The 26,446-nt window shown below is 39.6% G+C and carries 24 protein-coding genes; 11 read left to right on the top strand and 13 right to left on the bottom strand.

Features of this window, described 5'->3' with window-relative positions:
• Positions 1-162: 162 nt before the first annotated feature.
• Positions 163-594, bottom strand: a complete 432-nt coding sequence (locus ACED20_RS19550; RefSeq protein ID WP_378106441.1) for an exosortase F system-associated protein — start codon at positions 592-594, stop codon at positions 163-165.
• The gene (gene xrtF, locus ACED20_RS19545; RefSeq protein WP_345767006.1) at positions 591-1,112 is read right to left on the bottom strand and encodes an exosortase family protein XrtF; all 522 of its coding nucleotides are present in this window, start codon (positions 1,110-1,112) and stop codon (positions 591-593) included. The genes ACED20_RS19550 and xrtF overlap by 4 nt, the downstream gene beginning before the upstream one ends.
• A 47-nt stretch (positions 1,113-1,159) precedes the next feature.
• Between xrtF and ACED20_RS19540 the strand changes: the two genes are divergently transcribed.
• From ACED20_RS19540 to ACED20_RS19520, 5 genes are all read left to right on the top strand, one after another.
• Entirely contained in the window at positions 1,160-2,185 is a 1,026-nt protein-coding gene (locus ACED20_RS19540; RefSeq protein ID WP_345767005.1) for a phosphotransferase, read from the top strand.
• Between the two features lie 215 nt (positions 2,186-2,400).
• Positions 2,401-2,808 carry an RNase adapter RapZ gene (locus ACED20_RS19535; RefSeq protein ID WP_294233980.1) on the top strand — a complete coding sequence of 136 codons (408 nt, stop codon included), beginning with the start codon at positions 2,401-2,403 and terminating at the stop codon, positions 2,806-2,808.
• 66 nt (positions 2,809-2,874) lie between these two features.
• Positions 2,875-3,588 (top strand): nucleotidyltransferase family protein, encoded by a 714-nt coding sequence (locus ACED20_RS19530; RefSeq protein WP_294223482.1) that lies wholly within the window; start codon positions 2,875-2,877, stop codon positions 3,586-3,588.
• Between the two features lie 6 nt (positions 3,589-3,594).
• Complete coding sequence (locus tag ACED20_RS19525; protein ID WP_345767004.1) at positions 3,595-4,347, top strand: TIGR00730 family Rossman fold protein; 753 nt, start codon at positions 3,595-3,597, stop codon at positions 4,345-4,347.
• A 58-nt stretch (positions 4,348-4,405) separates the two neighbouring features.
• The gene (locus tag ACED20_RS19520; protein WP_294199027.1) at positions 4,406-4,876 is read left to right on the top strand and encodes a DUF6702 family protein; all 471 of its coding nucleotides are present in this window, start codon (positions 4,406-4,408) and stop codon (positions 4,874-4,876) included.
• 335 nt (positions 4,877-5,211) lie between these two features.
• On the opposite strand, the gene ACED20_RS19515 is transcribed toward ACED20_RS19520, so the two are convergent.
• Both ACED20_RS19515 and ACED20_RS19510 read right to left on the bottom strand, forming a co-directional pair.
• Entirely contained in the window at positions 5,212-6,603 is a 1,392-nt protein-coding gene (locus ACED20_RS19515) for a DUF5689 domain-containing protein (protein ID WP_294239181.1), read from the bottom strand.
• A 35-nt stretch (positions 6,604-6,638) separates the two neighbouring features.
• Positions 6,639-9,509: a carboxypeptidase regulatory-like domain-containing protein gene (locus ACED20_RS19510; RefSeq protein ID WP_378106436.1), complete on the bottom strand. Its 2,871-nt coding sequence runs from the start codon at positions 9,507-9,509 to the stop codon at positions 6,639-6,641.
• A gap of 251 nt (positions 9,510-9,760) precedes the next feature.
• Between ACED20_RS19510 and ACED20_RS19505 the strand changes: the two genes are divergently transcribed.
• Complete coding sequence (locus ACED20_RS19505) at positions 9,761-10,951, top strand: endonuclease/exonuclease/phosphatase family protein (RefSeq protein WP_288376109.1); 1,191 nt, start codon at positions 9,761-9,763, stop codon at positions 10,949-10,951.
• Positions 10,952-10,999: 48 nt separating this feature from the next.
• The gene (locus ACED20_RS19500; RefSeq protein WP_378106434.1) at positions 11,000-11,422 is read left to right on the top strand and encodes a DUF6146 family protein; all 423 of its coding nucleotides are present in this window, start codon (positions 11,000-11,002) and stop codon (positions 11,420-11,422) included.
• A gap of 54 nt (positions 11,423-11,476) precedes the next feature.
• Here ACED20_RS19500 and ACED20_RS19495 read toward each other — a convergent pair whose 3' ends face one another.
• Positions 11,477-12,073 carry a superoxide dismutase gene (locus ACED20_RS19495; protein ID WP_378106432.1) on the bottom strand — a complete coding sequence of 199 codons (597 nt, stop codon included), beginning with the start codon at positions 12,071-12,073 and terminating at the stop codon, positions 11,477-11,479.
• 233 nt (positions 12,074-12,306) lie between these two features.
• On the bottom strand, positions 12,307-14,163 hold the full coding sequence (gene rho, locus ACED20_RS19490) for a transcription termination factor Rho (protein WP_378106430.1): 1,857 nt from the start codon (positions 14,161-14,163) through the stop codon (positions 12,307-12,309).
• Between the two features lie 145 nt (positions 14,164-14,308).
• Between rho and ACED20_RS19485 the strand changes: the two genes are divergently transcribed.
• From ACED20_RS19485 to ACED20_RS19475, 3 genes are all read left to right on the top strand, one after another.
• The gene (locus ACED20_RS19485) at positions 14,309-14,698 is read left to right on the top strand and encodes a DUF4293 family protein (protein WP_294239167.1); all 390 of its coding nucleotides are present in this window, start codon (positions 14,309-14,311) and stop codon (positions 14,696-14,698) included.
• Between the two features lie 459 nt (positions 14,699-15,157).
• On the top strand, positions 15,158-16,078 hold the full coding sequence (locus ACED20_RS19480) for a M28 family peptidase (protein ID WP_294239164.1): 921 nt from the start codon (positions 15,158-15,160) through the stop codon (positions 16,076-16,078).
• Positions 16,079-16,269: 191 nt separating this feature from the next.
• Complete coding sequence (locus ACED20_RS19475) at positions 16,270-18,108, top strand: ABC transporter ATP-binding protein (protein WP_294306933.1); 1,839 nt, start codon at positions 16,270-16,272, stop codon at positions 18,106-18,108.
• Positions 18,109-18,177: 69 nt separating this feature from the next.
• Here ACED20_RS19475 and ACED20_RS19470 read toward each other — a convergent pair whose 3' ends face one another.
• The 6 genes from ACED20_RS19470 to rsfS all read right to left on the bottom strand — a co-directional run bounded on the left by ACED20_RS19470 (position 18,178) and on the right by rsfS (position 24,434).
• Positions 18,178-19,500, bottom strand: a complete 1,323-nt coding sequence (locus ACED20_RS19470; protein ID WP_378106427.1) for a peptide-N-glycosidase F-related protein — start codon at positions 19,498-19,500, stop codon at positions 18,178-18,180.
• A gap of 269 nt (positions 19,501-19,769) precedes the next feature.
• Positions 19,770-20,426 carry a phosphatidylserine decarboxylase family protein gene (locus ACED20_RS19465; protein WP_294200410.1) on the bottom strand — a complete coding sequence of 219 codons (657 nt, stop codon included), beginning with the start codon at positions 20,424-20,426 and terminating at the stop codon, positions 19,770-19,772.
• Positions 20,427-20,430: 4 nt separating this feature from the next.
• On the bottom strand, positions 20,431-21,303 hold the full coding sequence (locus ACED20_RS19460) for a phosphatidate cytidylyltransferase (RefSeq protein WP_294239156.1): 873 nt from the start codon (positions 21,301-21,303) through the stop codon (positions 20,431-20,433).
• A 24-nt stretch (positions 21,304-21,327) separates the two neighbouring features.
• Entirely contained in the window at positions 21,328-21,909 is a 582-nt protein-coding gene (locus tag ACED20_RS19455) for an LUD domain-containing protein (protein ID WP_294200406.1), read from the bottom strand.
• Between the two features lie 131 nt (positions 21,910-22,040).
• Positions 22,041-24,050, bottom strand: coding sequence for an ATP-dependent zinc metalloprotease FtsH (gene ftsH / locus ACED20_RS19450; protein WP_294200404.1), 2,010 nt, complete (start codon positions 24,048-24,050; stop codon positions 22,041-22,043).
• 21 nt (positions 24,051-24,071) lie between these two features.
• Positions 24,072-24,434 carry a ribosome silencing factor gene (rsfS, locus tag ACED20_RS19445; RefSeq protein ID WP_076391563.1) on the bottom strand — a complete coding sequence of 121 codons (363 nt, stop codon included), beginning with the start codon at positions 24,432-24,434 and terminating at the stop codon, positions 24,072-24,074.
• An 86-nt stretch (positions 24,435-24,520) separates the two neighbouring features.
• On the opposite strand from rsfS, the gene ACED20_RS19440 reads away from it, so the two are divergent.
• Positions 24,521-25,339: a biotin--[acetyl-CoA-carboxylase] ligase gene (locus ACED20_RS19440; protein ID WP_378106423.1), complete on the top strand. Its 819-nt coding sequence runs from the start codon at positions 24,521-24,523 to the stop codon at positions 25,337-25,339.
• Here ACED20_RS19440 and ACED20_RS19435 read toward each other — a convergent pair.
• Complete coding sequence (locus ACED20_RS19435) at positions 25,333-26,442, bottom strand: LptF/LptG family permease (RefSeq protein WP_294223800.1); 1,110 nt, start codon at positions 26,440-26,442, stop codon at positions 25,333-25,335. The two genes, ACED20_RS19440 and ACED20_RS19435, sit on opposite strands and share 7 nt — an antisense overlap.
• Positions 26,443-26,446 lie beyond the last annotated feature (4 nt).

Below are 26,446 nucleotides of genomic sequence, written 5' to 3'. Positions count from 1 at the left end.
ATCGAATTCAATTTTCACATGGATGACTGCAAACCTATTTCATGCCCGATCTGTCAAATCGCAGAATGCCCGGTCCGCGAAAAAGATTTTGAAAAAAGAGTAACCTGGACCCCGGAAAACGTAACGAATACCGAGAAGCACACCGCGGAATAATAATATCATTTATTTTTTATCCAAATGCTTTCTGTAATAAAACATCGGGATAATCAGCAGCAGAATCAATGGCTGAATTACGAACCGCCTCATATAGAAAGAGAAAAGGTATCCGGTTTCAAACCGGTCGTAAATACAGTAAAGATAAATCGGAAAAGTAATTAGAAAAATAATCGTTATTAAAAGAGCTCCCTGAATCGTCCACTGTCTGTTTTTAAACCAGAAATGAATAACCAGGCAGGAGAAAAAAAGATTTAAGACAAACCTGAAAAGATGTCCGGCAATTAATTTTCCCCATTCAAAAGGCGGAAACGGAATGTTCTTCTGGGCTTCATGGAAGTAATTCAAGAAAGGATCATAAAAAAGACGGTCTTCCAATATCCTAATGCCAATTAATCCCAATACCCCAAGGACCACTAAAAACCAGCTGAGCACTTTCATTTTCTCAAAGCAAAAAATTTAATCCAGATGAGCCACAGCACGACTACCGTTCCGTAGATGATGGCAGGAAAAATAAAATCATGTGAAATTTTACCGTATTGTTTGTAGTCTGACACAACAATATTCAAACCTACGATTCTGAGCAGATTCATCACGTACAGGAGGATGAGGCCTGTTAATACGAAAACAAATGTTTTGGACCCTTTATAGAAAGCAAAAACAAAAGCCACAAAAAGAATCATCACGGAAATCGCATTGCATCCTTCCACCATACGGGTTACATATTCCTGTTTCACGTAAAACCACACCTGTTCGCCTTTTATATCATCGTACAGCTGCGTAGGGAAGCCAATAGCATTCTGAAGACCGCTTACCTGCTCCGCGATCATCCTGGAAAAAGGATCAAGGCCGCTGCTCTCAAAACGGTTCAGGAAGAACTGATAAGTAAGAAGCAACACCAGATAAATGATGATGAAGCGCAGCAAAATGCCCAAAACAGGTTTGAAGTCCTTTAACATACTGCAAAGATAGAAATTAACCGTAAATTACTATATTTGTTTCGCCTATGATTTCTGATTACGTACAACGATTTTTTGAAAATTATACAGAAATACCATCTTCTGAATTCATTACTCTGGCTCAAAGCGGTTCTGCAAGGGTCAATTTTCTGGCAGTAGCCGGAAATAAAAAATACATTGTTACTTACAATGAAAATATCCTGGAGAATGAGAGTTTCCTGTATTACTCAGATGTTTTTTCCCGTTTACAACTGAATACCCCCGAAATTTTCGCCGTTTCCGAAGACCGGGGTATGTATATCCAGGAATTTCTGGGAGAACAGACGCTTTCCGGAATTATTGCCCGCGAAGGACTTTCAGACCGGGTAAAATTTTTAGCCCGGCAAACGCTGGAAAAACTGTATCAGCTACAGATTTTAACAAAAGACAAGATCGATTTTACCCGGACTTTTGAATATGAAAGATACGATGAGCTTCCGGTAACCCATGATCTTTACTACTTTAAAAATTTCGTGGCAGATGTCCTGGAGCTGGAATACCAAAAATCTATACTGTTAAAAGAATTCAGGAGCATAGTCAGCCTCATCGAAAGCCTGAATCCGAAAGGACTGATGATCCGTGATTTCCAGGCCCGGAATATTATGGTGAACGAAAAAGATGAAGTTTCCTTTATCGATTACCAGTCGGCAATGAATGGTCCGTTGATGTATGATGTAATATCTTTTCTTTTCCAGGCAAAAGCTAACTTCCCTGAAGATTTCAAGAATGAAATGCTGGAATTTTACATCAATCAGTTTAAAGATGAGACTGTTACAAATCAACTAAAAACTTCGGTAAAACCCATCCAATTGATGAGATTCTTGCAGGTAATGGGTGCTTACGGATTCCGGGGACTCATCCAAAGGAAACCACATTTTATAGCAAGCCTTGAAAAAGGAATACAAAATCTGACAGAATTTGCAGAAACCTGGGAACAGATGAAAGAATATCCGGAACTTCAAAAAGTTATTAAACAGTTGAATCTGGAAAAGACAAAGATTAAAATAGAAGAAATGTTAAAACCGTTAAGATAGTTTACGTATAAAATTGAATAAATATAAACTTGTCGTCTTACAGAAATCTCAGCAGAATATTGTAAAAGCAATGGAAAGATTTGGCCGAGACTTCAACGAAGATATCTTCTTACAATTGATGAATATTATTTTGATGCAGTCAACGACAAAGATGCCAATCAAAACCAATGCAGAAAAAAACTACGGTTTAACAGTTTAAATAACAAATTAAAAATATGCTACACATCGACATACATAGCTTTTCCTACAAGAAAGGCGGAATACCGAAAGACGAAACAGGGAACGGCGGCGGCTTTACATTTGACTGCCGCGGAATTCTCAACCCCGGAAGAGTGGAAGAATATAAGATTCAGACCGGCAACGATATTGGCGTTCAGGAATACCTGGAAACCAAAACCGATATGCCTAAGTTTTTGGAACTGATTAAAAGTCTGGTCTCCATCAACATCGACAATTACCTGGATAGAGGCTTTGAAAACCTACAGATCAACTTCGGATGTACGGGCGGACAGCACCGATCGGTATATTCTGCCATCAAGATCGCCCGTTTCATCGAAGAAAAATACGGTGACCAAGTGGAAATCAGTCTTCACCATGACGAACAGCACCAACTGAATTCATGAATGATAAATGATTTTAAAAACTCTTATCATTATCAATCATCATTCATCACTTATCAATTATAAAAAATGAAGGCACTTATTTTTGCAGCAGGAAAAGGAACCCGGCTGAAACCCTTTACCGATCATCACCCGAAGGCATTGGCTAAAGTGAATGGAATTCCGTTGCTGGAAAGAAATATTACCTACCTGAAAAATTTCGGAATCCGGGATTTTGTGATCAACGTTCATCATTTCGGAAATCAGATTGTTGATTTTTTAAAGCAAAATGATAATTTCGGATGCAAAATAGAAATCTCTGATGAATCCGAAGAACTGCTGGAAACGGGAGGCGGCTTGATTTTTGCCAGAAAGTTTCTCGATCACGGCGAAGATTTCCTCATTATGAATGCGGATATCCTTACCGACATCAACATCACGGATTTTGTGGAATACCATAAAAAGATAAAAGATTTTGCTACTTTAGCCGTTTCGGATAGAGAAAGTTCGAGAAAATTACTGTTTAATGACGATCTGGTGTTGCGTGGCTGGCTGAATGTACAAACCGGCGAACAAAGGCTGGCCGAATTCAATAAAGGATTTAAGCCTTTGGCTTTCAGCGGCGTTCACTGTATTAATCCGGTTATCTTTGAAAAGATAAAAAGAACGGGCAAGTTTTCTGTAATGGAGGAATATCTGGATTTGATGCAAACAGAACATATTCACGGTTTTGTGCATAACAGCGTGCTGATTGATGTAGGCAGACCGGAATCCGTAACAGAAGCCGAAAAATATTTTAAATAATTTGCAATGGGAATAGAAGGAACCCGGGATGAAAGCTTGATCAATCCCGAATTTGATGTTAACGAAACCAGGCTGCACAACAGCCTGAAACAAAAGACCTGGGACGAAACCGTAACCAAAGACAGCTGGATGGTTTTCAAGGTGATGGCAGAATTCGTAGATGGCTATGAAAAGCTTGCGAAGATCGGCCCGTGCGTTTCCATATTCGGATCAGCCAGGCTGCAGCCGGACAGCAAATATTACAAAATGGCGGTTGAAATCGCAGAAAAAATCACCAAAATTGGTTTCGGGATCATTACCGGCGGCGGACCCGGTATTATGGAAGCAGGAAACAAAGGTGCTTTTAATGCAAAAGGGAAATCCATCGGACTCAATATAGACCTTCCTTTTGAACAGCATTTTAATCCGTACATCAACAGATCATATTCCATGAACTTCGATTACTTTTTTGTACGAAAAGTAATGTTTGTGAAATATTCGCAGGGATTTGTGGTAATGCCCGGAGGATTCGGTACGCTGGATGAGCTGACGGAAGCATTGACATTGATCCAGACGAATAAAATCGGAAAATTCCCTATCGTCCTGGTCGGCTCTGACTTTTGGAGCGGATTGCTGGATTGGTTTAAAGCCACGCTGCTGAAAGAAAAGATGATCCATGAAGAAGATCTCGACCTGTACCGCGTGGTAGATACGGCAGATGAAGCAGTAGCACACATCAAAGCATTTTACGATAAATACTCTGTAAATGTCAATTTCTAGTTGGCATATTATTTGTGATTAAAAGAGATAAACCATGAGTACAAATTTATTTTATAAGATGAAAAAAGTTTTATCTATATCAGGATTATTAACATGCTTATTGTTAATGAGTTTCACGTATGTAGACTTTTTCTCTTCAATGACCAAGGTGGATTATATAGACGGAAGCAAAACATTGAAGTTCACGACAAAGATGAATACAAATCATATTTCCGATGCCATAAAAATCAATCCGAATACGGCTGGATTTGAAGCAGAAGTTAAAAAGTATGTAAACAACAATTTTGATGTGTACGTCAACGGAGTTCCCAAAACCATTACTTTCACGGGAAGTCAGGTAAGCGGAGAAACAGTATGGGTCTATTTTGAAACGGGAGGCGTTTCGGACATCAGTACCTTAAGAATAAAAAACACCATACTTCTGAGTACTTTTCCCAAGCAGATTAACCTCGTTAATATCGCTTACAAAGGAAGCCAGAAAACGATGAATTTCCAGCGCGGAAAAGAAGTGAACGAAGTATCTTTTTAAAGAACGTTTAAATTAGCTAAAACCACTGCAGTTGCGGTGGTTTTTTTGTGAAAAATACATTATCTATTCATATAATTAATACCAGTTTAATGGACTACAGCCAAAATTTAACCGACATCATAATATCAGGCTAAAGATGATCCATGCAGGATCAGCTTAGGATCATTTTATACATCCTTTATAAATTATAAAATAAACCAAACCTTCAAGGTTTTGAAACCTTTTAAGAGATTAAGAATACCTACGCCTGATTCGTCTTAACAAGGATGACCTGCTATCTAAACAAAAAGACTGCCCTTTAAAGGCAGCCTTCCTATTTTGGATATTCAAATTCATTATTGAACCTGAATATTATCTAACTGAACCGTAGTGGTAACTCCACTTCCATTTCCGGTGTATTCGAATAAGATAAATCCGTTACCTGTTAATGAGGTCGGGAAGCTGTAGGTTCCGGCAGGTGTTAAAGTTCCGTAGCCGCTTACAGGCGTCTGTGGAATCGTGAATGCCGAAGTGATATCTATTTTCGTAGCCTGGGTAATATCCCCAAGCGGCGTATAGTTGGTTGTATAATATACTTTTAAAGCATTACCATTCCAGAATCCAACATTAACATCGAATTTCAGGGTATTTGCAGCAGTAAAATCTACCGGTACTGCGAAATACGTTACATAAGGACCTGTTCCTGAGTTTGCCCCCAACTGAATGTATTTGTTATTGTTAAAGGTCTTCAGCTGCCAGTATCTGTTTCCTAAAAGTGCATCGTTTACATATTTAGGATATACTTCAAGATTAGTTGGCGAGGTCGGATAGCTTTCAAAATTTTCAAGGAAAGAACCTGAATAAGTGATGGCTGTACCTCCTTTCGGTGGTGTAGCATCTACTCTTGCTCCTTTGAAGTTGATATCTTTCGTATTTCTGATCAGCATCTGCCATGTTGAATTATAGCGGCTTACCACAAAAGTAATATCCCCATTTCCTGTAGGAAGCAATGAAGAACCTTCAGCAAAGAATCCTGAGTTTCTTAAGGTAACTGTATTTCCTGAAGCATCTTCCAGTGTTCTGTCTGTATCTACCCCCGCTCCAGCAACATAGTCGATAAATGTTTTAGGATTAGGATAAATATCTCCGATTGTAAACTGTGTATTGGAAACCTTCACAAGAGTATTGATATACTGGTCGCTCTTTGCAGCGGCAAGATTAGGCAATTCCAGAGGCTTAAGTGCTACTATTTCAAGTCCGTTACCGTTACAAACCCCCGAAACATATCTGCTTAAAAGCGATGCAGGAATTCTTCCGATAGCATACGTAGGATCTACGGAACCTATTTTTACGGTACCTCTATCCAGACCTAACCGAAGACCTTTTGCATTGATTCTGATGTGTGCTCCTACAGGGAAGTCCGCATAGTTGCTGGATCTGTCTACTTCAATCTGTAAACCGGCAGTCGGGTTTTCAGGTTTATCCTGGAAAGAAATCGTTTTATAGAAGTTTCCGTTCTCATCTGAAGAAACCACATAGCCATCAAAAATCTGGTCGTTTGAAATTAACACATACCCAGTAGAAGGTGCCTGTGCTTTAAATGCTGCCATGGTCATGGTAGGGGCAGCGAACTTGTTCTCACATTTGATCGGTGGTGTTTCCCATTCGTCTTTCTGAACGCAAGATGTAATAGAAATTGCTGCAAATGCAACTCCCGTTACCAAACTTAAGTATTTCTTTATTGTCATTTTTATAATTTTTAGGATAGTTAGCGTATTGATTATTAGAATCTAAACTGTAAATTTACGAAATATGATCTTCCCTGTGTGTACCAGTATTTAGGTGCAAACAAAGTATACTCTCTGTTCAAATCTTCTGCGAAGGTAGGATACACGGCATTTCTTGTCTGTTCAAAACCTCCTGTAATATATTTTCTGTTATCTAAGATATTGTTTACCGTTGCAGAAATTAAAACGTAATATTTACCGATCACCCATGATTTTCCTGCGTTAGCATTCAGGAAAAATGAGGAAGGTAGCCTGTTCGGCGCAAGAACTTTTCTCAGATCCGCTTCCGTTAATCCGGCATAAGGTGTTCCGGTAACATCGTTCTGTACGAATGACTCCGTTCTTACCAATGCAGCAGGATCCAGATAGTTTTCATCGAAATAATTCCAGTTGGCTCCTATCCACCAGTATTTAGGGTTATTGTAACGGAATCCCACAGAATAAGCCTGCTGAGGGGTTCCTCCCTGACGGTAATTGGTAATATAAGCTTTACCAAGATCAACATAAGGAAGGCCGTTTCCGAATACGCCTACAGCATCTGAAGCGAAATAAGTTCTTGGGTCATTTTTGTAAGTATACTGTCCAAGACTTGCCAAACCTTGTAAAGACAATGTAGGCAAAACTTTTACATCAACTCCTACTTCCACACCCATGTTTCTTTTCTTCACATCCGTCATCACCTGAGATACAAAAGCGCTCTGAACGTTTGTCTGGTTACCGTCCGCATCCACACTCTTCAACGGAATACCGTCTGCAAAGAACCTCTGAACCGTAGTTTCATTATCCGTATCCACCAGATATCCCGTTAATCTTACTTTTAGGAAAGGAGAAGAAATAACATAGCTTAAATCATTGGCATTTACCGTCATGCTTTTTACATTGGGTGCCACAGATCCGTTTACCCTAGGGTTTACGAATAAATCCTCCAAATAAGGTGCCTGGTTATAATAAGCGCCATTGTATACGAAGAAGTTTCGACCGTTTAATCGGTAAACTACCTGTCCTTTCAGACCATAGTTCCAATAGTTATAGTCAGCTCCTTTTCCGAATGAATCCTTATACAGATAATGATTGAATAATCCTTCTCTGTTGGAAGTTGAGTAGCCTGCCAATGCGGATACAAATACATCAAAAGCCCCTGTGGTAAATCGTACTCCCGGGTTCACTTTCACTTCCTGTCTTCTGAAAATATAGTCGTAGGTCATTTTATCCCCTACCTTTTTCGTTACATTTTCTTCACCCTGATTATATAAACCGGATTTTCCAGGTTGGTTGGTTGCTGCAAAAGGATCTCTATTCAATACGAAGTCAGCTCCAAGAAGATCGTTTACCTCTCTATACTGTTCAGAACGGTAATTCTGATAAGATACGTTTAACAAAAATTTCGTATTGTCATTGAAATTATGTACAAAATGGGTTGCTGCATTCCAGATCTTATCGTCGCTTACATCATTTACAAGATAGTACAATGCTCTTCTTCCAGTCTGTCCGTAATAGTTTCCGGCAGGCTGTTGCATGTTTCTACGATATAATCTGTCCCAGTTCAGCTGGGTAACATTCGGATCTCCACTTGTCCAGCCTCTCAAAGAAGTCTGGAAAGCATCCTGTGCCGTTGTCATGGCTCCCGTAGGATCTACTACCGATGCATTGGGATCTAAGAAATCGTAGTAGCTAGGTAAATTTCTGTAATATGTAGGAGATGGATTTTGAACATTCTGCCAATCCAAACGGGATCCTTTATCTTTTCCGAACTGATAGGAAACAGATGTCCATAAGCTGTTATTTTTATTGATTTTCCAGAAGTCCTGAATCTGAAAAATTGGTTGGAATCCTTTTCTTACCCTTTCACTTCTCTGCTCACCGTCCTGATATCCCCAATACGAATTATAGTGCACTCCTCTGTAATTGTATACTTCCTGAGTACTCGGGCTGGCTGTAGATCTTCTGTAAGGTGCGCCGATGAAGTTGAACGTCATCGAATGTTTATCATTAAATTTCTTTTCAATTCCCAAATAAGCACCGTAAGCATCATAAAATGTACCTTCCTGGATCCCCTCTTTTGCCCATCTTCTTGCTCCCATCACAGTAAATGCCCATCCGCTTTTACTCATTCCTGAGCTATATCGTAAAGAGGTCCTGTTTCTATAGTTTCTGTTTGTTAAAGATTGGGTAAACTGAAATCCTTTTCTATACTCGCTGGCCTTTGTATTTTTATATACAACCGAGCTGTTTCCTCCGAAAGCATATTCTGAAGGAGAATGGTTTGCTGAAATTTCAGGATACCTTGTAATTTCATTAAGACCGCCCCAGTTTCCGAAATCCACATTACCATTGTCAGACTTGATCATCGAAACTCCATTTAGCATCGTTTCTCCGAATCTGCCATCGATTCCTCTCGGACGGAACCAATAGAACCCTAAATCAAACGCTGCGATTCTGCTGAAAATATCCTGGGATGACTGTAATAAGCCTACCGTAGAAGCCTGTCCGCTGTTGCTGTCTTCATCATCACCATCACTGTCAATAATAGCTAAACCTTGATCCGCGCTTGTAAGTGCAGAATAAAGGGTGATTGTCCCTAAATCCTTTTTCTTCTCATTGTCCATCACATCAAACTCCATTACTTTGGTTTCGTAATTCGGTTTGGTAATCACAATTTGGTAATGCCCCGGCTTCAGGTCTACAAACTGGAAGTATCCGATTTTGTCCGCCGTTACATCATTGTCACTCCCTTTCATATCTACTTCAGCCCTTTCAACAGGCTTTCCTTCGGCATCCTTCAGATAGGCAGAGACCGTAGTCTGTGCAAAATAGTAGGATGCTGGAAGTAAAGTAAATAAAGAGACTAATGATAGTTTTTTAATCATGAGTATATTTATTTTTTTAAATACTTTTCTTGTTAATTCTCAACAGTTTAAAAGTTGGGGCGACAAATTTAGTCAAAATTTATAATTTACAACTTTTTTAAGGTTATTTTTTCTTAACATTGCAAACTTTTAAGAATCATTATAGATAAAAAACAGGATTACCATCTTTTAAGTTTACAAATATTTAAAATGGAATCAGTTAAAAAAAAGTAAATTTGCAGATTAAATAGTATTAATATAACTCGTAGAAAATGAAGAAATTTTTGAGTTTTTTTGCCATCGCTCTTTCGGTAATGGCATTTTCACAACAGCAGGGCAAACTGAGAAAGGTAGCAACCGTAGGTTTTTTGAATGTTGAAAACCTTTGGGATACGATCCGCTCAGCAGATTATATCGACGGGACTAAAGACATCAAAAATCCGGCTTTTCACAGAAGCATTCCGCTTGATTCCGTAAAGTTTCTGGAAGCTGAAAAATATGACGGACCTTGGAGCGACGGCGCTTTAATTGGAAAAAAAGTGGTAAGATACCAAGGCGGCTCAGAAGAGTTTACCCCTAAAAGTGCCAAGAATTACAATACAAAAGTTTACAAAGCTAAATTGGCTAACGAGGCAAAAGTAATTTCCGAATTGGGAGCACAATATACCAAAACCGCTCCGGCGGTGGTAGGCCTTATTGAGGTTGAAAACAGACAGGTAATCCAGGATCTCATCAATGAACCGGCCTTGAAAAAATACGATTACGGAATTATCCACTACAATTCTTACGATTACAGAGGAATTGATGTTGCCCTTATTTACCAGAAGAGAAGATTTACACCTACCAACTCATTGAAAAAAGAACTGAAAGTCTTCGGTGAAGACGGCAGAAGAGAATATACAAGAGATATTTTGGTGGTAACAGGATTTCTGGATAACGAAAAAGTAGCTTTCTTCATGAACCACTGGCCTTCAAGAAGGGGTGGTGAAGCCGCCTCATTACCGAAAAGGAATGCAGCCGCCGCTTTGCTGAAGCAACAGATGGACAGCGTAAGGGCAGCCGACCCTTCTACAAAATTATTTGCGATGGGCGACTTTAACGACGATCCGGTAAGCTCAAGTCTGAAAAATTATCTCAAAGCACAGCCGAGCCCGAAAGACCTCAGCGATGCCAATCCTTATTTAAACCTGATGTATCCTTTGTACAAAAAAGGAGTTGCTTCACTGGCTTATCAGGATGCCCCGAACTTATTCGACCAGATTATCGTATCTAAAAACTTAATCTCGGATCAGGTGACAAAAGACTACTCCGTGTATAAAGCAGAAATCTTTGCACCGTCTTATCTGGTAAACAAAGAAGGAAATTATAAAGGTTATCCTTTCCGGTCCTGGAACGGGGATCAGTTTACCGGAGGATACAGCGACCACTTCCCGGCGTTTGTCGTTCTCCAGAAGGAACCCTAAAAATTTAAGGCACTCATTTTGAGTGTCTTTTTTTTATAACTTATTCTTATGAAAAATGCCATTATTCTCTTAATAGTTTTCTTATTTGTATTCAGTTGTTCAGCACAGGTGCCTCCACAAAACGATAAGGAAAAGAATGAAATGAAACCTTCCAAAAACGAAGACGGAGAATGGGATCTTACGGTGATTGATACCCAGTTTGATTATTTCCTGAATGCAGTGGCCAAGCCGGTTAGCCAGTATACGGAGTCTTATTTAAAGAACAGAAATACGCAGCTTATCGCAGAATGGAACTCGTATTATTTTTCCGGACGGTACCGCAATGTGATCGAGTCATCTATTGATTATGATCCAAAAGAAAAATACGGGTTGAAGTTTGAATACAAGCTGTACCAGGTTTTCGCTTATGTCAATTGGAAATATGGCCTGAGGATGACCGGCTTGTCGGTAAGTGATACGACAAGGTTTTAGAACAAAAAAGGTTCAGCGCAATGCTGAACCTTTTTTGTTTCAAAACAGGAAAAATTATTTGTTGAATAATTCCTCTACTTTATCCCAGTTTACCACTTCGAAGAATGCTGTAACGTAGTCAGGTCTTCTGTTTTGGTAATTTAAATAATAAGCATGCTCCCAAACGTCAAGTCCTAGAACCGGTGTTCCTTTTACATCAGCTACCGGCATTAGTGGATTATCCTGATTTGGAGTCGAAGTTACTGAAACAGAACCGTCTGAATTTTTAACCAGCCAAGCCCATCCTGAACCGAATCTTGTTTTAGCCGCATCAGAAAAATCGGTTTTGAATTTTTCAAAACCTCCGTAAGCTTCGATAGCAGCTTTTACGTTTCCTACCGGCTCCTTGCTTCCGCTTGGCGTTAAAATTTCCCAGAATAAAGTATGGTTGAAATGTCCTCCTCCGTTATTTCTTACTGCCGGCTTATCGGTTCCGGTCTGGCAAACTTCTTCTATCGTTTTTCCTTCAAGGTCTGTTCCTTTGATGGCATTGTTTAAGTTGTCAACATATGCCTGGTGATGTTTTGTATGGTGGATTTCCATGGTTTTGGCATCAATAGTCGGCTCTAATGCATCGTATGCATATCCTAGTTGTGGTAATTCAAATGACATAATTATATTTTTTAATGTTATTACTCAAATTTAGTCATAATTTAAGCCATCATCAAAAAATGCAGATTACTTTAATAAATCTTTAACATTGATTATTTGATTTAGAATGAATTAAATTTTGCAGTCGTAAAATGAATGATGAAAGCTGCTGAAAACTAAAAGTAGTTTTTTATTTAAAACGAAAAAGCACAGACATTTCCGTCCGTGCTTTCCATTTAACAAAATTAAATTAATTATTTATTCATCGACATCAGGAATTCTTCGTTATTACGTGTTCCTCTGATGTTTTTGCTTACAAATTCCATGGCTTCCACAGGATTCATTTCAGAAAGGTATTTTCTGAGGATCCACATCCTCTGGGAAGTTACTTCATCAAGAAGAAGATCGTCTCTACGCGTGCTGGATGCTACCAGGTCAATCGCAGGATAAATTCTTCTGTTGGCAATTTTACGGTCAAGCTGAAGCTCCATGTTTCCGGTTCCTTTGAATTCTTCAAAGATTACTTCATCCATTTTAGAACCTGTATCGATCAGTGCCGTTGCAATAATCGTCAAAGAACCGCCGCCTTCAATCTTTCTTGCTGCTCCGAAGAATCTTTTCGGCTTGTGAAGCGCGTTGGCATCCACCCCACCGGACAATACTTTTCCGGAAGCAGGCGTAACGGTATTATAGGCTCTTGCCAATCTGGTAATTGAGTCTAATAAAATTACCACATCATGTCCGCATTCCACCATTCTCTGGGCTTTTGCCAATACAAGATTGGCAACTTTCACATGCTTTTCAGCTGCTTCGTCGAAGGTAGAGGCAATGACTTCCGCATTCACGCTTCTTTCCATATCGGTAACCTCTTCAGGACGCTCGTCAATCAGAAGGACCATCATATAGACCTCAGGATGGTTTGCAGCGATGGAATTGGCGATATCTTTCAGCAACATGGTTTTACCGGTTTTCGGCTGAGCTACGATCATAGCCCGCTGCCCTTTTCCGATTGGTGCAATTAAATCGACAATTCTCGTAGACATCGTGGAATTGTTTCCGGCCAGGTTAAATTTTTCTTCCGGGAAAAGCGGTGTTAAATATTCAAAAGCAACCCGGTCTTTGATAAAGGCAAGGTCTCTCCCGTTAACTTCGGTAGGTTTCAGCAATGAGAAATATTTCTCCCCTTCTTTCGGAAGCCTTACAATCCCTCTTACGGTATCTCCTGTTTTAAGGCTGTAGTTTCTGATCTGTGCTGTCGAAACATACACGTCATCCGGAGATGAAATATAACTGAAGTCCGATGAACGAAGGAATCCATAATTATCCGGCAATATTTCCAGTACCCCTTCAATACTTACCATTCCGTCGAAACTGAATTCTTTTTTCTGTTCCTGCTGATGGTGCTGATGCTGGTTGTTCTGTTGCTGATCGTCATTCCTTTCAGCATGCTGCTGTTGCTGCCTGTGCTGGTTGGGATTTTGATTCTGATTCCGGTTCTGGTTTCCGTTGTTGTGCTGCGGATTATTGTGCTGTGTTTTCTGGGAACGTGCCTGAACCTGAGGCTGGTTGGTATTCTGCTTTTCTTCTGCAGGAGCAGATTCCTGGGTTTCAGGAGTATTGGGAACTTCTGTTTTTTCCTGAAGTACTTCCGTATTGGCATTATTTGCCGGGGAAACTCTTTTTCTTTTCTTCTTGGCTGCTGTTGTCTGTTCTTCTGTAGCCGTTGCAGGTGATGTTTTGATTTCCTGGGGTTCTGCCTGTTGTTGTGGCTCTTCGGCAGCAGGTTTTACTTCCTCCTTTTCCTCTCTCATAGGCTGAGGATCTTCCTGAGTTTTTGGCTCTGCCTTCGTTTTGGCTGCGGTTTTTCTCGGGGCCGCTTTCTTAGCAGGAGCTTTGGCTGGTTTCTCTGCCGGTTTTTCTTCAGTGGTCACACTGGATTCCGTGGTGTTGAAATATTCTTTTGCCACTTTGGGATTTGATGCCTGAAAGTCAAGAATAGCAAAGATTTTATCATTTTCCGTGCTGTTTCTTGCCACTTTAACGCCCAAATCCTTTAAGATTTTAGTCAGCTCCGTTACGGATTTTGACCTTAACGTTTCGATGTTAAACATATTTATGTAAAAAAATGTAATTAATTGTGAGTAAGAAAAGTAAGTCAGGTGACTTTTGTTTTCAAGTACATTTGTATAATGCAAATCTACACTTATTTTTGAATTGTGCAAAATTTATGCTACTTTTGCCTGGAATTTATATTCCATGTTACAAAGAATACAGACTATTTGGACTTTTTTAGCCGTTCTGGCGGCAGTATTCCTGTTCGTTACCGCTCAGGATGTGATTGTTTCAGACAGTATCCCGGTAGTTAATATCGGATGTGTTGCGCTTGTTTTAATTGGACTTCTGAGTGTTTTTAGTTTTAAAAACAGAAAAAGACAAATTTTGCTGAATACCATCAGCATCATTATAAACGCTTTGTTGATTGGTGTATTGGCGTACTGGCTGCTAAACTTATCCGGAGGAATCCGTTTTCCTGAGAAGGGTATTGAGCCGATTTTTTCATTGATAGCGATGATTTGTCTGTTTATAGCAAACATTTACATCAAAAGAGATGAAAGGCTCGTGAAATCTGTAGACAGACTTCGATAACCTTACAACGATTTTTTGAGTGAGAACAGCTTCTTTTTAGGAGCTGTTTTTTATTTTAAACGCTACCGACGATAAGGAATGCTTTTATAACGTATATTTTTCGGTCGCGAGGGCTGAACTACGTTCGTAAACTTTCAGTTTATGTTCAGCAAATGATAGCTGTATTATATTTATCGGTTTAAATTTTCTTTTATTTAATTGTTTTTTCAGCAATTTAATAATGAAACAAGGCAGAAAAACAATCAGAAATTTTAGATATAATCTGCCTTTAAAAAAAAGCAAACAAGACTATTTAATAGGTAAAAACTTTTAACTGTATATCGACAGAAGGCACTTCCAGCATCCAACATCCCGCTTCCAGCCTTTTCAACTGCATAAGATACTGTATCTTGTGGGAAATTAAAATCTTAATGCAACATTTCCCTGAAAGCTACGACAGATTATGCATAAATTTACCACATGAAAAAACTGACCTACCTTACCTTTAGTTTGTTTTCCGTTTTAGCCTTTGCTCAGGAAGTACCGCAGGAGAGAATTAACACTGTGCTCTCGACACTGGCTTCCGACGAAATGAAAGGCCGCGAAATCGGTACCCAGGAAAATGAAAATGCAGCGAATTACATTGCCAAACTTTTCAAAGAAAACAACCTGGAATACTGTACCGGAAATTCTTACCTGGTTCCTTTTGATTATAAAGGGAAGACTGCTTATAATGTCTGTGGCATAAAAAAGGGAAAAACGGATAAGTATTTGGGCTTTTCGGGACATTTTGATCACATCGGAACAAGCAATAATCCGAAAGACAATATTTACAACGGAGCGGATGATGATGCCAGCGGCATTACCACCCTGGTAGGCATCGCCGATTATTTTAAAAATAAAAGTCCTGAATTTTCCATGGTTTTTATTGCCTTTAACGGGGAAGAAAAAGGAATGCTGGGATCGAGAGCGATCTCAACCGACAAAAACCTGGATAAAATCTACAACAACATGACCGCCCTTTTCAATTTTGAAATGGTGGCCACAGAATCTGCATTCGGGAAAAATGCCCTTTTTATGACCGGTGACGAATTTTCCGACCTGGATGAACTGTTCAATAAAAATGCGGTCAACGGATTAAAGGTAAACCCTGATCCTTACGCAGCCCAGCAGTTATTTTACCGTTCAGACAATGTAAGTTTTGTTAAAAAGAAAATTATCGCCCACTCCTTTTCAACGGTAGACATGACAAAAGCTACCCATTACCATCATGAGAACGACGATGTGAATGTAGTTGATTTTGCCAATTTAACGCAGATCATCAATAATTTCGGAAAAACGCTCGAAAAACTGTCACCACAAAATTTTGCTCCGAAATATAATGATAAAGTGAAATTTTAAACCGTAAAAATAAAACCGTCGGTCTGACGGTTTTTCTTTGTTTGAAAGGGAAATTAAAAGTCGCTGCAGGGATATGCTAAGATCCTAGTAACAAATCCCTGACATTTAAAACATATTGAATAAAGTAAAACACTATTCAAAACGTCTTATCATTTTAATTATGTAATTTTGCTATCCAATTTTTTCATTGAATGAATCAATATATTAAAATACTCAAGTTCGCAAGACCCCATCAAAAATACATTTACGGAAGTTTATTCTTCAACCTGATGTATTCTGTATTCCAGATCGCATCTTTAGGGACCATCCTGCCGGTATTGGGCATGCTTTTCGGAACCATCGAAGCTAAAAAATACAGTTCGCCTCCGGTATATTCAGGCGAAATCCTGGATTTTTTCAGTTATGTTAAAGAATATGCCAATTATTATGTACAGAATCTTGTAACCCAATATGGTGCACTTAACGTATTGGCCTGGCTGTGCGTGATTACAGCTTTTATGTTTTTACTGAGAAACCTGTTCCGGTATCTCGGATCTTTTTTACTGATTAATTACCGTGTCGGGGTTACCAAAGACCTTCGCGGCGCCATGTACAGAAAAATCCTGGCCCTCCCGGTTTCTTTCTTTACGGAAAGCAGAAAAGGCGACCTGATGTCGCGAATGTCAAATGATGTCGGGGAAGTAGAAGGAAATATCTTAGGAAGCCTTGTGGAGCTCATTAATGCTCCGTTTATGCTGATCAGCACTCTGGTTACCTTGTTTTTCCTGAGCACCGAACTGACACTTTTCTCGCTTCTGGTATTACCTGTAATGGGAACTATGATCGCTTTGATTGGAAAAAGTCTTAAAAAAGACTCCCATGAAGCGCAGAACGAAATGGGAAATATCTTCTCCATTGTTGATGAAACTCTTAAATCGACAAAGGTCATCAAGATTTTCAGTGCAGAAAAGATCATGGACAGCCGTTTTATGCAGTCGATGCAGAAGTGGATCAACAGTTCGATCCGTTTAGGGAGAAAAAAGGAACTGGCTTCGCCGATGAGCGAATTCCTGGGTTCGGTAACTTTCCTGATTATTGCCTGGTATGGAGGAAAACAGATTATTGTGGAAAAAAGTATTTCGCCTGCGGATTTCCTGGTATTCCTCGGTATTTTCTTCCAGATTTTGCCTCCGGTGAAAAGTTTATCCCAATCGATTTCAAACGTACAGAAAGGGGAGGCTTCCCTGGAAAGGGTCCTTGAGATCCTGGATGCAGATGTAAAAATTGATGAGGCTCCAAATCCTGTAAGCATCTCCACGCTCAACCAGTCTATCGAATTCAACAATATCGGGTTTTATTACGATAAAGACCACACCATCCTTAAAAACTTTTCACTGAGCATCCCGAAAGGAAAAACCGTGGCCCTTGTAGGCCAGAGCGGAAGCGGAAAAACAACCATCGCCAACCTGTTGGCCAGATTTTATGATGTTTCCGAAGGTGAAGTTTTAATTGACGGCACAAATATTAAGAACCTAAGACTGAAAGAATACCGTAAACTTCTGGGAATGGTTACGCAGGAGTCGGTATTGTTCAATGATTCCGTATACAACAATATTTTAATGGGTAAACCTGATGCGACAAGAGAAGAAGTAATAGCAGCGGCAAAAATTGCCAATGCCGATTCTTTCATCTCGAATCTCCCCGAAGGTTACGATTCCAATATTGGTGACGATGGCGGTAAGCTTTCCGGAGGCCAGAAACAAAGGGTTTCCATTGCCCGGGCCGTATTAAAAAACCCGCCGATTATGATCCTGGATGAAGCCACTTCTGCGCTTGATACCGAATCTGAAAGATTTGTACAGGATGCCCTAGAAAAGATGATGGAAAACAGAACTTCATTAGTCATTGCCCACCGTCTTTCTACTATACAGAAAGCAGACTGGATCGTGGTAATGGAAAAAGGAGATATTGTGGAACAGGGAACCCACCATGACCTGATTGTCAAGAGAGGCGTGTATCACAAACTTGTGGAACTTCAGAATTTCGATTAGATCAAATTAATCTTGTTATAAAAAAAGAGAAAGCTTAAAACAGCTTTCTCTTTTTTGTATTTTGAAAAATTATTTCCTGATTACCTTATGGGTAAACCGGATACCGCCTTCCAGAATAATGTCCAGCACGTAAACCCCAGCAGGATAAGCCGTCAGATCAGCTTTAGATTCCGTAGTTTCGAAAAGTTTTCGTCCATCTGTTGAAAATACCGAAATCAATTTTACCTTTTTTTGCCCTTTAACGGTTACATAATCTGCGGTAGGGTTTGGATAAATGGAAACATCGGTAGTCGCAACATCCTTTACCGAAAGATTCTGGCCCAGGCTCTGCATATACATCGATAATACAATTTGTCCGTCCTGATTATAAAATACAGCAGAAGGAACTTCATATTTAATCGTATGGCTTCCGGCAGAAAGAGAAGTCACCGAAAAAGTTCGTATCGGAACGGCATCTCCCGGGCACCAATTGTTCCAGGAAGTCCACCAGGATGTTGATTGTGCATAATTTCCATAAATACCGTTAGTCTGTGTATTGTACATTCTATAAGGCTCACACGACTTTCCTCCCGGCGTAAAGGTTAGTACCTGCGTATTATCCAGAGAAACAAGATTCTGTCTTCTTACATATTCTTCCCCGTTGGTACCGGCTCCGTGCGGTGTCGTAACAATAAAAAATTTAGGATTGGCAGCCGTCTGCGTAAGGTTGAAATTAACAAGACGAACGGTTTGGCCCGAAACATCCGTATTATTATAATTATTTAATGAATTGGAATCCAACAGCGGCAAAATGGTGTTGAAATTATTATTGATCGTCGGATCGTTGGACGTCACGAAAGTTAATGTTCCGGCAAACACATCATTTCTACCAGAACAACCTGCCACTTGGGTATTCGCGGCATAAGGAACCCCGAAAACATCAAGCTCGACCCAGATGTCATAAGCTGCTCTTAAAGCAACATTGCTGAAAACCGGGTACAGATTATCAACATTATAAGTATACGGAACTTCTGTTGGGGATAAATTTTTATTCATAAAAGGCGTAATATATCTCCCTACTTCAAATCTTTTCACCTGTGTATCGCTCATGGTATAAGAAGCCTGTCCTTTAGGGACCAAAGCGATATGCACCCCGCCGATTCTGTCATAATTATCGCACAAGGCACCAATGGTAACGTTCATCTGGATTTTGTTCTGGAAACTGTTCAGTTCCGCATCGGTAAGCTTTCTGGTATATCTGGAATTGGCCAGCCTGATGGTATTGGCAGGAACGGGCTGAGAAACATTAGCTGCATAACCATCATAAAAGACAATCTGTGAAAAGACATTAATGCTTGTCTGTGCTTTAAAGAAAGAGGATGCCATAAGGAGAGACAGTAAAATATTTTTCATTCAGTACATTTAATTTATTAGATTTATTTAAAAACAAACAAATTTATAAATTAATCACCAATTTAAATCCACTATTCAAACAAATATTTAAATCAATATAAATATTATTGAATTTAATTAAAATTAAAAAAACACAGCTAGGGTTCAGTGATTCCAAATTGGATTATTCAGTAATGAAAAATGACTTTTCATTACGTTTACTCAGCCTTAATCAAAATAAAAAAGGAGAAATCCAAGATTTCCCCTTTTGCTTTTATACATGATTGAATTTATTCTGCATTCATTCTCGCAATAACATCCAGCCCGCCTTTGGTAATATCTCCGATCTTACAGACGATTTCCGTGTCCAGGGGCAGGAAAACATCCATTCTGGATCCGAACTTTATAAAACCGAACTCATGTCCCGCTTTCGCATCATCACCTTCTTTACAGTAGAATACGATCCTTCGGGCTACATATCCCGCAATCTGCCTGAAAACCACCTGATGATTCGTTAAGCTTTCCACGGCAACAGTTGTTCTCTCGTTTTCCGTAGAAGATTTCTCGTGCCATGCCACCAGATATTTCCCTGGATGATACTTTTTATAAACTACTTTTCCTGAAACCGGATAACGGCAGATATGAACGTTAAGCGGAGACATAAAGATGGAAACCTGAATGGCTTTGCCTTTGATAAATTCATCCTCTTCCACTTCCTTGATCATAACTACTTTTCCGTCTACCGGTGCAATCACATTTTCCTTGTGATCTAAAATGTCACGGTTCGGCACCCTGAAGAACCAAAATACCAGACTGTATACCACCAGCAAAGGCAGAATGATCACCAGCGACCACATTTCAAGAAAATAAATAGCCAGTGCGCCAATGATGATAAACAGCAAGGTGGCAACGGTGATGGTTCCTTTCGATTCTCTGTGTAATTTCATGAGATTAAATAAATTTTTCTAAAATAAAGTACAAATATACGACAGGAACGCAGATTAAAAAACTATCCAGGCGATCTAATACACCTCCGTGCCCCGGAATGATATTACCGCTGTCTTTTACAGCAAAATTTCTTTTCAGTTGACTCTCTACCAAATCCCCTACCGGAGCGAAAGCAGCAACTAAAAAGCCGACTACCATCCAGTTCCCGCGCAGATCATGCTGGTATTTTTCAATAAAGTAAGAAAGGACCAAAGTGAGAATAACACCGCCGATGTATCCCTCCCATGTTTTTTTAGGGGATATTTTAGGTGCCATTTTATGTTTTCCGAAGAACTTCCCGGTCAGGTAAGCAAAGGTATCGCTGCTCCAGATTAAAACAAACAGGAAAAGTACTTCCAAAGTAAAACGGTCATCAAATCTGGAAAACTTCGGCAATCCCAGTGCAAAACTGAAAGGCAATGCTACATAAATAACAATGAAGATCAGCTTTCCGCTGTCATAATACAACTCATTCGGATATTTAAATAAAGTTACCACCGCAATCAGAATCAGAACCATGGCCAGGATTTCACTCAGCCGGAAATCATAAAAGAAATCGAAGTGGAAATATCTTTTTGAAAAAATATAGAAGATAAAAAGAACCAATGGGAAAACGACAAACCGCTCATAACCTTTCCCGAATTTCATGATTTTAAAACATTCCCAGGAGCCGACTCCCAGCAAAAGCGTAATCAATCCGAAGTACAGGTATTCCTGTCTTACAAGCCCAGGTGAAATGCTGTTAATCAGCTGAGCGCCGAGCGGAGAGGTACAAAGAATGATAACGGCAACATAAACAAGTCCTGAAAGGGTTCTTTGAATGAGATTTTTGTCCAAAATTTTAAATTTATAAGTTGATGCTTAATCTTCAAGCAGCAATAAAAAAAGCTTCGTATTCGTATGTGAAGAAGTATCGAGCTTGGATTGTCCTCCGCTGATGGATGTAAGATTCTTGATGTTTCCGTTTCTTTTGATTTTTCCCATGGCATCATTCAGATTGCTCACGATCTGTGAAACGTTCGCCATAATGATAATTTTATCCGGCAACCTGGATGAATGGTAATGCAGGATACTGTTATGCGAAAGCATGATCCTTCCGTCATAAGCAATAAGATACTCACAGGTAATAAAGCTGGCATCGTTTCCTGGCTGAAGTTCTGCGGTATAAGGCGTTTTTACAACATTTAGAAAGTTCTGAAGATCTTTATCCCAACAGAACATATTCCTGATTCCTTCTATTTTAATAATCTGGTGTAAGGTCTGCAAAGCTTCCGCTTCATCCGCACAGTAATTGAAAAATCCTCCTGAATGTGTAAACAACTGGGCAAATTTGTAGTCGAGATCCGCATTTTTCAGCGAATCTCCTAACTTTTCCAGACTCTGTTTCTGCTCTTCTTCAGGCTGGTTGGTAAGTTTGCTTACAATCTTCTTGAATAAATTCAACGTAGTTTATTTTTAGTCAACTTAATACAAAAATATAAATTAATCCCATAGAATTCCAAAAACATGCCGATAAATATGAAAAAACCTGACAATTTCAGAACTGTCAGGTTTTATGATGTTTAATTTTCAGCTTAAATCTGGGTAGGACTTTCAGGTGCCTGAATTTCGCCCTGCCCTTCTTTTTCCTTAACCAGGATCTGCTCTTGCGGCTCCTGTGCATTGGGAATGGTATTCGTTACCGGTTTCTCCGTTAATTCGGGATCCCAGGCCCTTTTTCCGAATACTTCTTCAAGGTCTTCACGGAAGATCACTTCTTTTTCCAGAAGCTTGGTTGCCAAAGCATCCAGCTTATCCTTATTATCCGTAAGAATCTGTACGGCACGGTCATACTGGGTCTCAATAAGCCCTCTAATCTCTATGTCGATCCTCTTAGCCGTTTCTTCAGAATACGGCTTCCCGAAATTGTATTCAGATTGTCCTGAGCTGTCATAATAAGATATATTTCCGATGTTCGGGCTCAGACCATAAATAGTTACCATGGCTTGTGCTCTCTTCGTTACGCTTTCAAGATCAGAAAGTGCTCCTGTAGAAATATTGTTGAATATAACCTGTTCTGCCGCTCTACCTCCTAAGGTAGCACACATTTCGTCCAGCATCTGCTCGGTAGTGGTGAGCTGTCTTTCTTCAGGAAGGTACCAGGCTGCTCCTAAAGAACGTCCTCTCGGCACAATCGTAACTTTTAAAAGGGGTGACGCATGCTCTACCAGCCATGAGATAGTGGCGTGCCCTGCTTCGTGATAAGCAACCCTTTTCTTTTCAGAAGGTTTGATTGCTTTGTTTTTCTTTTCAAGACCACCGATGATTCGGTCTACAGCATCAAGAAAATCCTGTTTGCTTACCGAAGAGTGATCGTTACGGGCAGCGATCAAAGCTGCTTCGTTACAAACATTTGCAATATCTGCTCCACTGAATCCAGGTGTCTGTTTTGCTAAAAACTCACGGTCTACATTATCATCCAGTTTGATTTTCTTTAAATGAACATCAAAGATCTGTCTTCTCTCGTGCAGTTCCGGAAGGTCTACATAGATCGAACGGTCAAAACGTCCTGCTCTCATTAATGCTTTATCCAGGATATCCGCTCTGTTGGTAGCGGCCATTACGATAACATTGGTATCGGTACCGAAGCCATCCATTTCCGTAAGTAGCTGATTCAGCGTATTTTCCCTTTCATCATTCCCGCCGGAAAAATTATTTTTCCCTCTTGCACGTCCGATCGCATCAATCTCATCAATAAAGATAATCGCGGGTGATTTCGCTTTAGCCTGGGCAAAAAGGTCTCTCACCCTTGAAGCTCCTACTCCCACAAACATCTCCACAAAATCAGAACCAGATAATGAGAAGAAAGGAACTTTAGCTTCACCAGCTACGGCTTTTGCCAAAAGGGTTTTCCCCGTTCCCGGAGGCCCTACCAAAAGTACTCCTTTAGGAATCTTACCTCCCAGTTTTGTATATTTTTCCGAATTCTTAAGGAAGTCTACTACTTCCTGCACCTCTTCTTTAGCACCTTCCAGCCCCGCAACATCCTTAAATGTTACCTGGATTCTTTCTTTCTCATCGAAAAGTTTGGCCTTTGATTTCCCTATAGAGAAAATTTGTCCGCCAGGACCTCCGCCACTTCCCATTTTTCTGAAAAGAATGAAATAAAATATACCCAGGATCGTAATCCAGATCAATGCCTGAACCAGAATATCCGTTATCGGGTTTTTACCTATGCCATAATCTTTTGATGTTTTAATCGCCGGATTCTGAGATTTTATCTGCTCAAATTTCTGAAGAAAAAGCTGAAGATCCCCGTATTTAACGGTGTAATCTGCCTGAGGAGCCATTGAAAAAGCAGAAAGCGGATCATTCTCCTTTTTGCTTACTGTTGCTGTTTTAGCCGCTTTAGTAAGAAATACATCAGCTTTTTCAGTGTCTTTATAAATTATAATGTTCTGGACTTTCCCCGCCTGCATCTCCCTGAAGAAAGCATCTTCATCGATAGACTTTGCACTATTGTCTCCAAAAGAATTGGCTACAAAAAACAGCACAAGTGCTATGATCATGATCGGAAAAAACCAGTTAAATCCTTTATTATTCATTTATACTTTTTAAAATTAATATTAATTTTCAATTTTGGTGATCACGGCATCTCCCCAAAGTTCTTCGATGTCATAATATTCACGCACTTCTTTCTGGAAAATGTGAACGACAACTGAAACGTAGTCTACCAATACCCACATGGAGTTTTCGGTACCTTCAACATGCCAAGGGCGGTCTTTCAGGTCATTTCTCACTTTCTTTTCCACACTTCCCGCCAATGCCGAAACCTGTGTATTGGAGTTTCCGCTGCAAATAATGAATGTTTCTGCTACTGAGTTTTCGATGTTGGATAGATCAAATATCATGATATCTTCGCCTTTCACATCCTGGATAGCCTCTACAATTTTATCTATTAGTGCTTGTTTTTCTACTGTTTTATTCATTAAAAAATACTATAATCTGCAAATTTATTGTTTTTCTTTTACTTTAGCCTTACTTTTACCCTCCGAAAGTCTTAAAGTTTTCTTAAATGAGTCAACTATTCTATCTGAATGAATGTTCTTCTACCAATGACGAAATAAGCAAGTTTTTACTTTACGAAGATTCAGATTTTACTACGGTCTACACATTCAATCAGACAAAAGGTCGTGGACAGTATGGAAATACCTGGTCTTCAATGGCTGAGAAAAATCTGGCTTATACGCTGGCTGTAAAGGCTGAAAAATTTACGGTCTCCGATGTCATGTTCAATTATTATACCGCAATTATCATCAGCGATTTCCTTGCCAATCTGGCTGAAAGTAAGGTAAAAATTAAATGGCCCAATGATATTATCCTTAGAAATAAAAAAATTGCAGGCATCCTGATTGAAAAGAAAAAATTCAATCTAAACAACTATTTTATCATCGGAGCAGGATTCAATATATTACAGGAAACTTTTGATAAAATTTCCAATGCCGGATCACTATTAACGCTTACGGGCAGANATCTAAACAACTATTTTATCATCGGAGCAGGATTCAATATATTACAGGAAACTTTTGATAAAATTTCCAATGCCGGATCACTATTAACGCTTACGGGCAGATCATTCGATCTTCATAATTTAACTGCGCAACTGAATGAATTCCTAACGGAAAAGTTAAAATTTTTACCTTCCGAAAACACCATCCTGAATCTTTTCAACCAGAACCTCTTCCGGAAAGATGAAATTTCCGTTTTTGAAAAAGATGAAAAGCGACAAAATGGCATCATCCGTAAAGCTGATGAAAAAGGTGAACTATGGGTGGAACTTGAAGATGACGGCCTGCAGTCTTTCTACCACAAAGAAATAAAACTCCTTTACTGATTTGCCCTTTTAATGTACAGGTAAGCGGCAAGCGGGAAGAAAACAATATTCGGAAACCACATCGCCAGAGCAGGAGACATGCTTTTGTTCTCGGAAACCACTTTTAACGCTTCAAAAGAAAACACGAAGACAAAGGCCAGGGAAATCCCCAGCGCCAGATTAACCCCTAGTCCTCCTCTTTTCTTCTGAGAGGAAAGTGAAAGTGCAAGAAAGGTAAGAATTACGATGGAAACTGGCATGGAAGTCCTCTGATGAAGTTCATTGAGGTGTGCATTTAGGTTGCTGTTTCCCTTTTCTGTTTCTCTTTTAATAAATTTTAAAAGCTCAGGCGTCGTTTTGTTCTGTCCCAGTAATTCGTTTGGAAATAATTCTTCAGGATCATGACCGTAATTTTTCTTCATGTCATATCCATTGGAAAGTTTTTCCGTATCATCCTTATTAATGGTTTTTTCGGTATATGAATTCAGGACAAAGATTTTTTTATCCTTATCCCATGATACGTCAGAAGCCTTAAGTTCATACACCATTCTCCTGTCCTTATCAAACTTCTGGTAAAGAAATCCGGATCCTCTTTTTTCCCTTTTATTCCAGGTATTGATGAAGATATATTCGTTTTTGCTCAGCTGTGCGGAAACCGGAGCGGTCCCCAGTACCTTTTCCTTATTGGTGGCATTGTAGGTATACGCTTCCAGCTGGTTTTTCTGGATATTAGCCCAGGGCAGCAGGAAATGATTGATCCCTAATGATAGAACAGCAATAAATAAAGAGGTAAGCAGATAAGGCCTTGCAAACCTGTGAAAACTGGCCCCGCTGCTTATCACCGCAACGATTTCGGTGTTATTTGCCATTCTGGACGTGAAATAGATTACGGAAATAAACACCAGGATCGAAAGAAAGGTCATGACCAAGTTAATGATCCAGAACGGATAGAAATGGATCAGGAAATAGGTAACATTCAGCTTCGGATCGATCGCCGTGGCATTCTCAATCCTCGGGATTTTCTGCTGCACATCGATCACCAACACGACAATAGACAGCAAAATCAGCATGAAACTGAATGTTCCAAGATATTTTCGTACAATATACCGGTCTATGATCTTCAGCATG

This window comes from Chryseobacterium sp. sg2396 (genome assembly GCF_042610505.1).
Classification (GTDB): Bacteria; Bacteroidota; Bacteroidia; order Flavobacteriales; family Weeksellaceae; genus Chryseobacterium.
This window is presented reverse-complemented; position numbering and strand designations above follow the sequence as displayed.

Coding starts and splice junctions, on each gene's coding strand:
- ACED20_RS19550 (WP_378106441.1), bottom strand. CDS start 594: ATGAAAGTGCTCAGCTGGTTTTTAGTGGTCCTTGGGGTATTGGGATTA.
- xrtF (WP_345767006.1), bottom strand. CDS start 1,112: ATGTTAAAGGACTTCAAACCTGTTTTGGGCATTTTGCTGCGCTTCATC.
- ACED20_RS19540 (WP_345767005.1), top strand. CDS start 1,160: ATGATTTCTGATTACGTACAACGATTTTTTGAAAATTATACAGAAATA.
- ACED20_RS19535 (WP_294233980.1), top strand. CDS start 2,401: ATGCTACACATCGACATACATAGCTTTTCCTACAAGAAAGGCGGAATA.
- ACED20_RS19530 (WP_294223482.1), top strand. CDS start 2,875: ATGAAGGCACTTATTTTTGCAGCAGGAAAAGGAACCCGGCTGAAACCC.
- ACED20_RS19525 (WP_345767004.1), top strand. CDS start 3,595: ATGGGAATAGAAGGAACCCGGGATGAAAGCTTGATCAATCCCGAATTT.
- ACED20_RS19520 (WP_294199027.1), top strand. CDS start 4,406: ATGAAAAAAGTTTTATCTATATCAGGATTATTAACATGCTTATTGTTA.
- ACED20_RS19515 (WP_294239181.1), bottom strand. CDS start 6,603: ATGACAATAAAGAAATACTTAAGTTTGGTAACGGGAGTTGCATTTGCA.
- ACED20_RS19510 (WP_378106436.1), bottom strand. CDS start 9,509: ATGATTAAAAAACTATCATTAGTCTCTTTATTTACTTTACTTCCAGCA.
- ACED20_RS19505 (WP_288376109.1), top strand. CDS start 9,761: ATGAAGAAATTTTTGAGTTTTTTTGCCATCGCTCTTTCGGTAATGGCA.
- ACED20_RS19500 (WP_378106434.1), top strand. CDS start 11,000: ATGAAAAATGCCATTATTCTCTTAATAGTTTTCTTATTTGTATTCAGT.
- ACED20_RS19495 (WP_378106432.1), bottom strand. CDS start 12,073: ATGTCATTTGAATTACCACAACTAGGATATGCATACGATGCATTAGAG.
- rho (WP_378106430.1), bottom strand. CDS start 14,163: ATGTTTAACATCGAAACGTTAAGGTCAAAATCCGTAACGGAGCTGACT.
- ACED20_RS19485 (WP_294239167.1), top strand. CDS start 14,309: ATGTTACAAAGAATACAGACTATTTGGACTTTTTTAGCCGTTCTGGCG.
- ACED20_RS19480 (WP_294239164.1), top strand. CDS start 15,158: ATGAAAAAACTGACCTACCTTACCTTTAGTTTGTTTTCCGTTTTAGCC.
- ACED20_RS19475 (WP_294306933.1), top strand. CDS start 16,270: ATGAATCAATATATTAAAATACTCAAGTTCGCAAGACCCCATCAAAAA.
- ACED20_RS19470 (WP_378106427.1), bottom strand. CDS start 19,500: ATGAAAAATATTTTACTGTCTCTCCTTATGGCATCCTCTTTCTTTAAA.
- ACED20_RS19465 (WP_294200410.1), bottom strand. CDS start 20,426: ATGAAATTACACAGAGAATCGAAAGGAACCATCACCGTTGCCACCTTG.
- ftsH (WP_294200404.1), bottom strand. CDS start 24,050: ATGAATAATAAAGGATTTAACTGGTTTTTTCCGATCATGATCATAGCA.
- rsfS (WP_076391563.1), bottom strand. CDS start 24,434: ATGAATAAAACAGTAGAAAAACAAGCACTAATAGATAAAATTGTAGAG.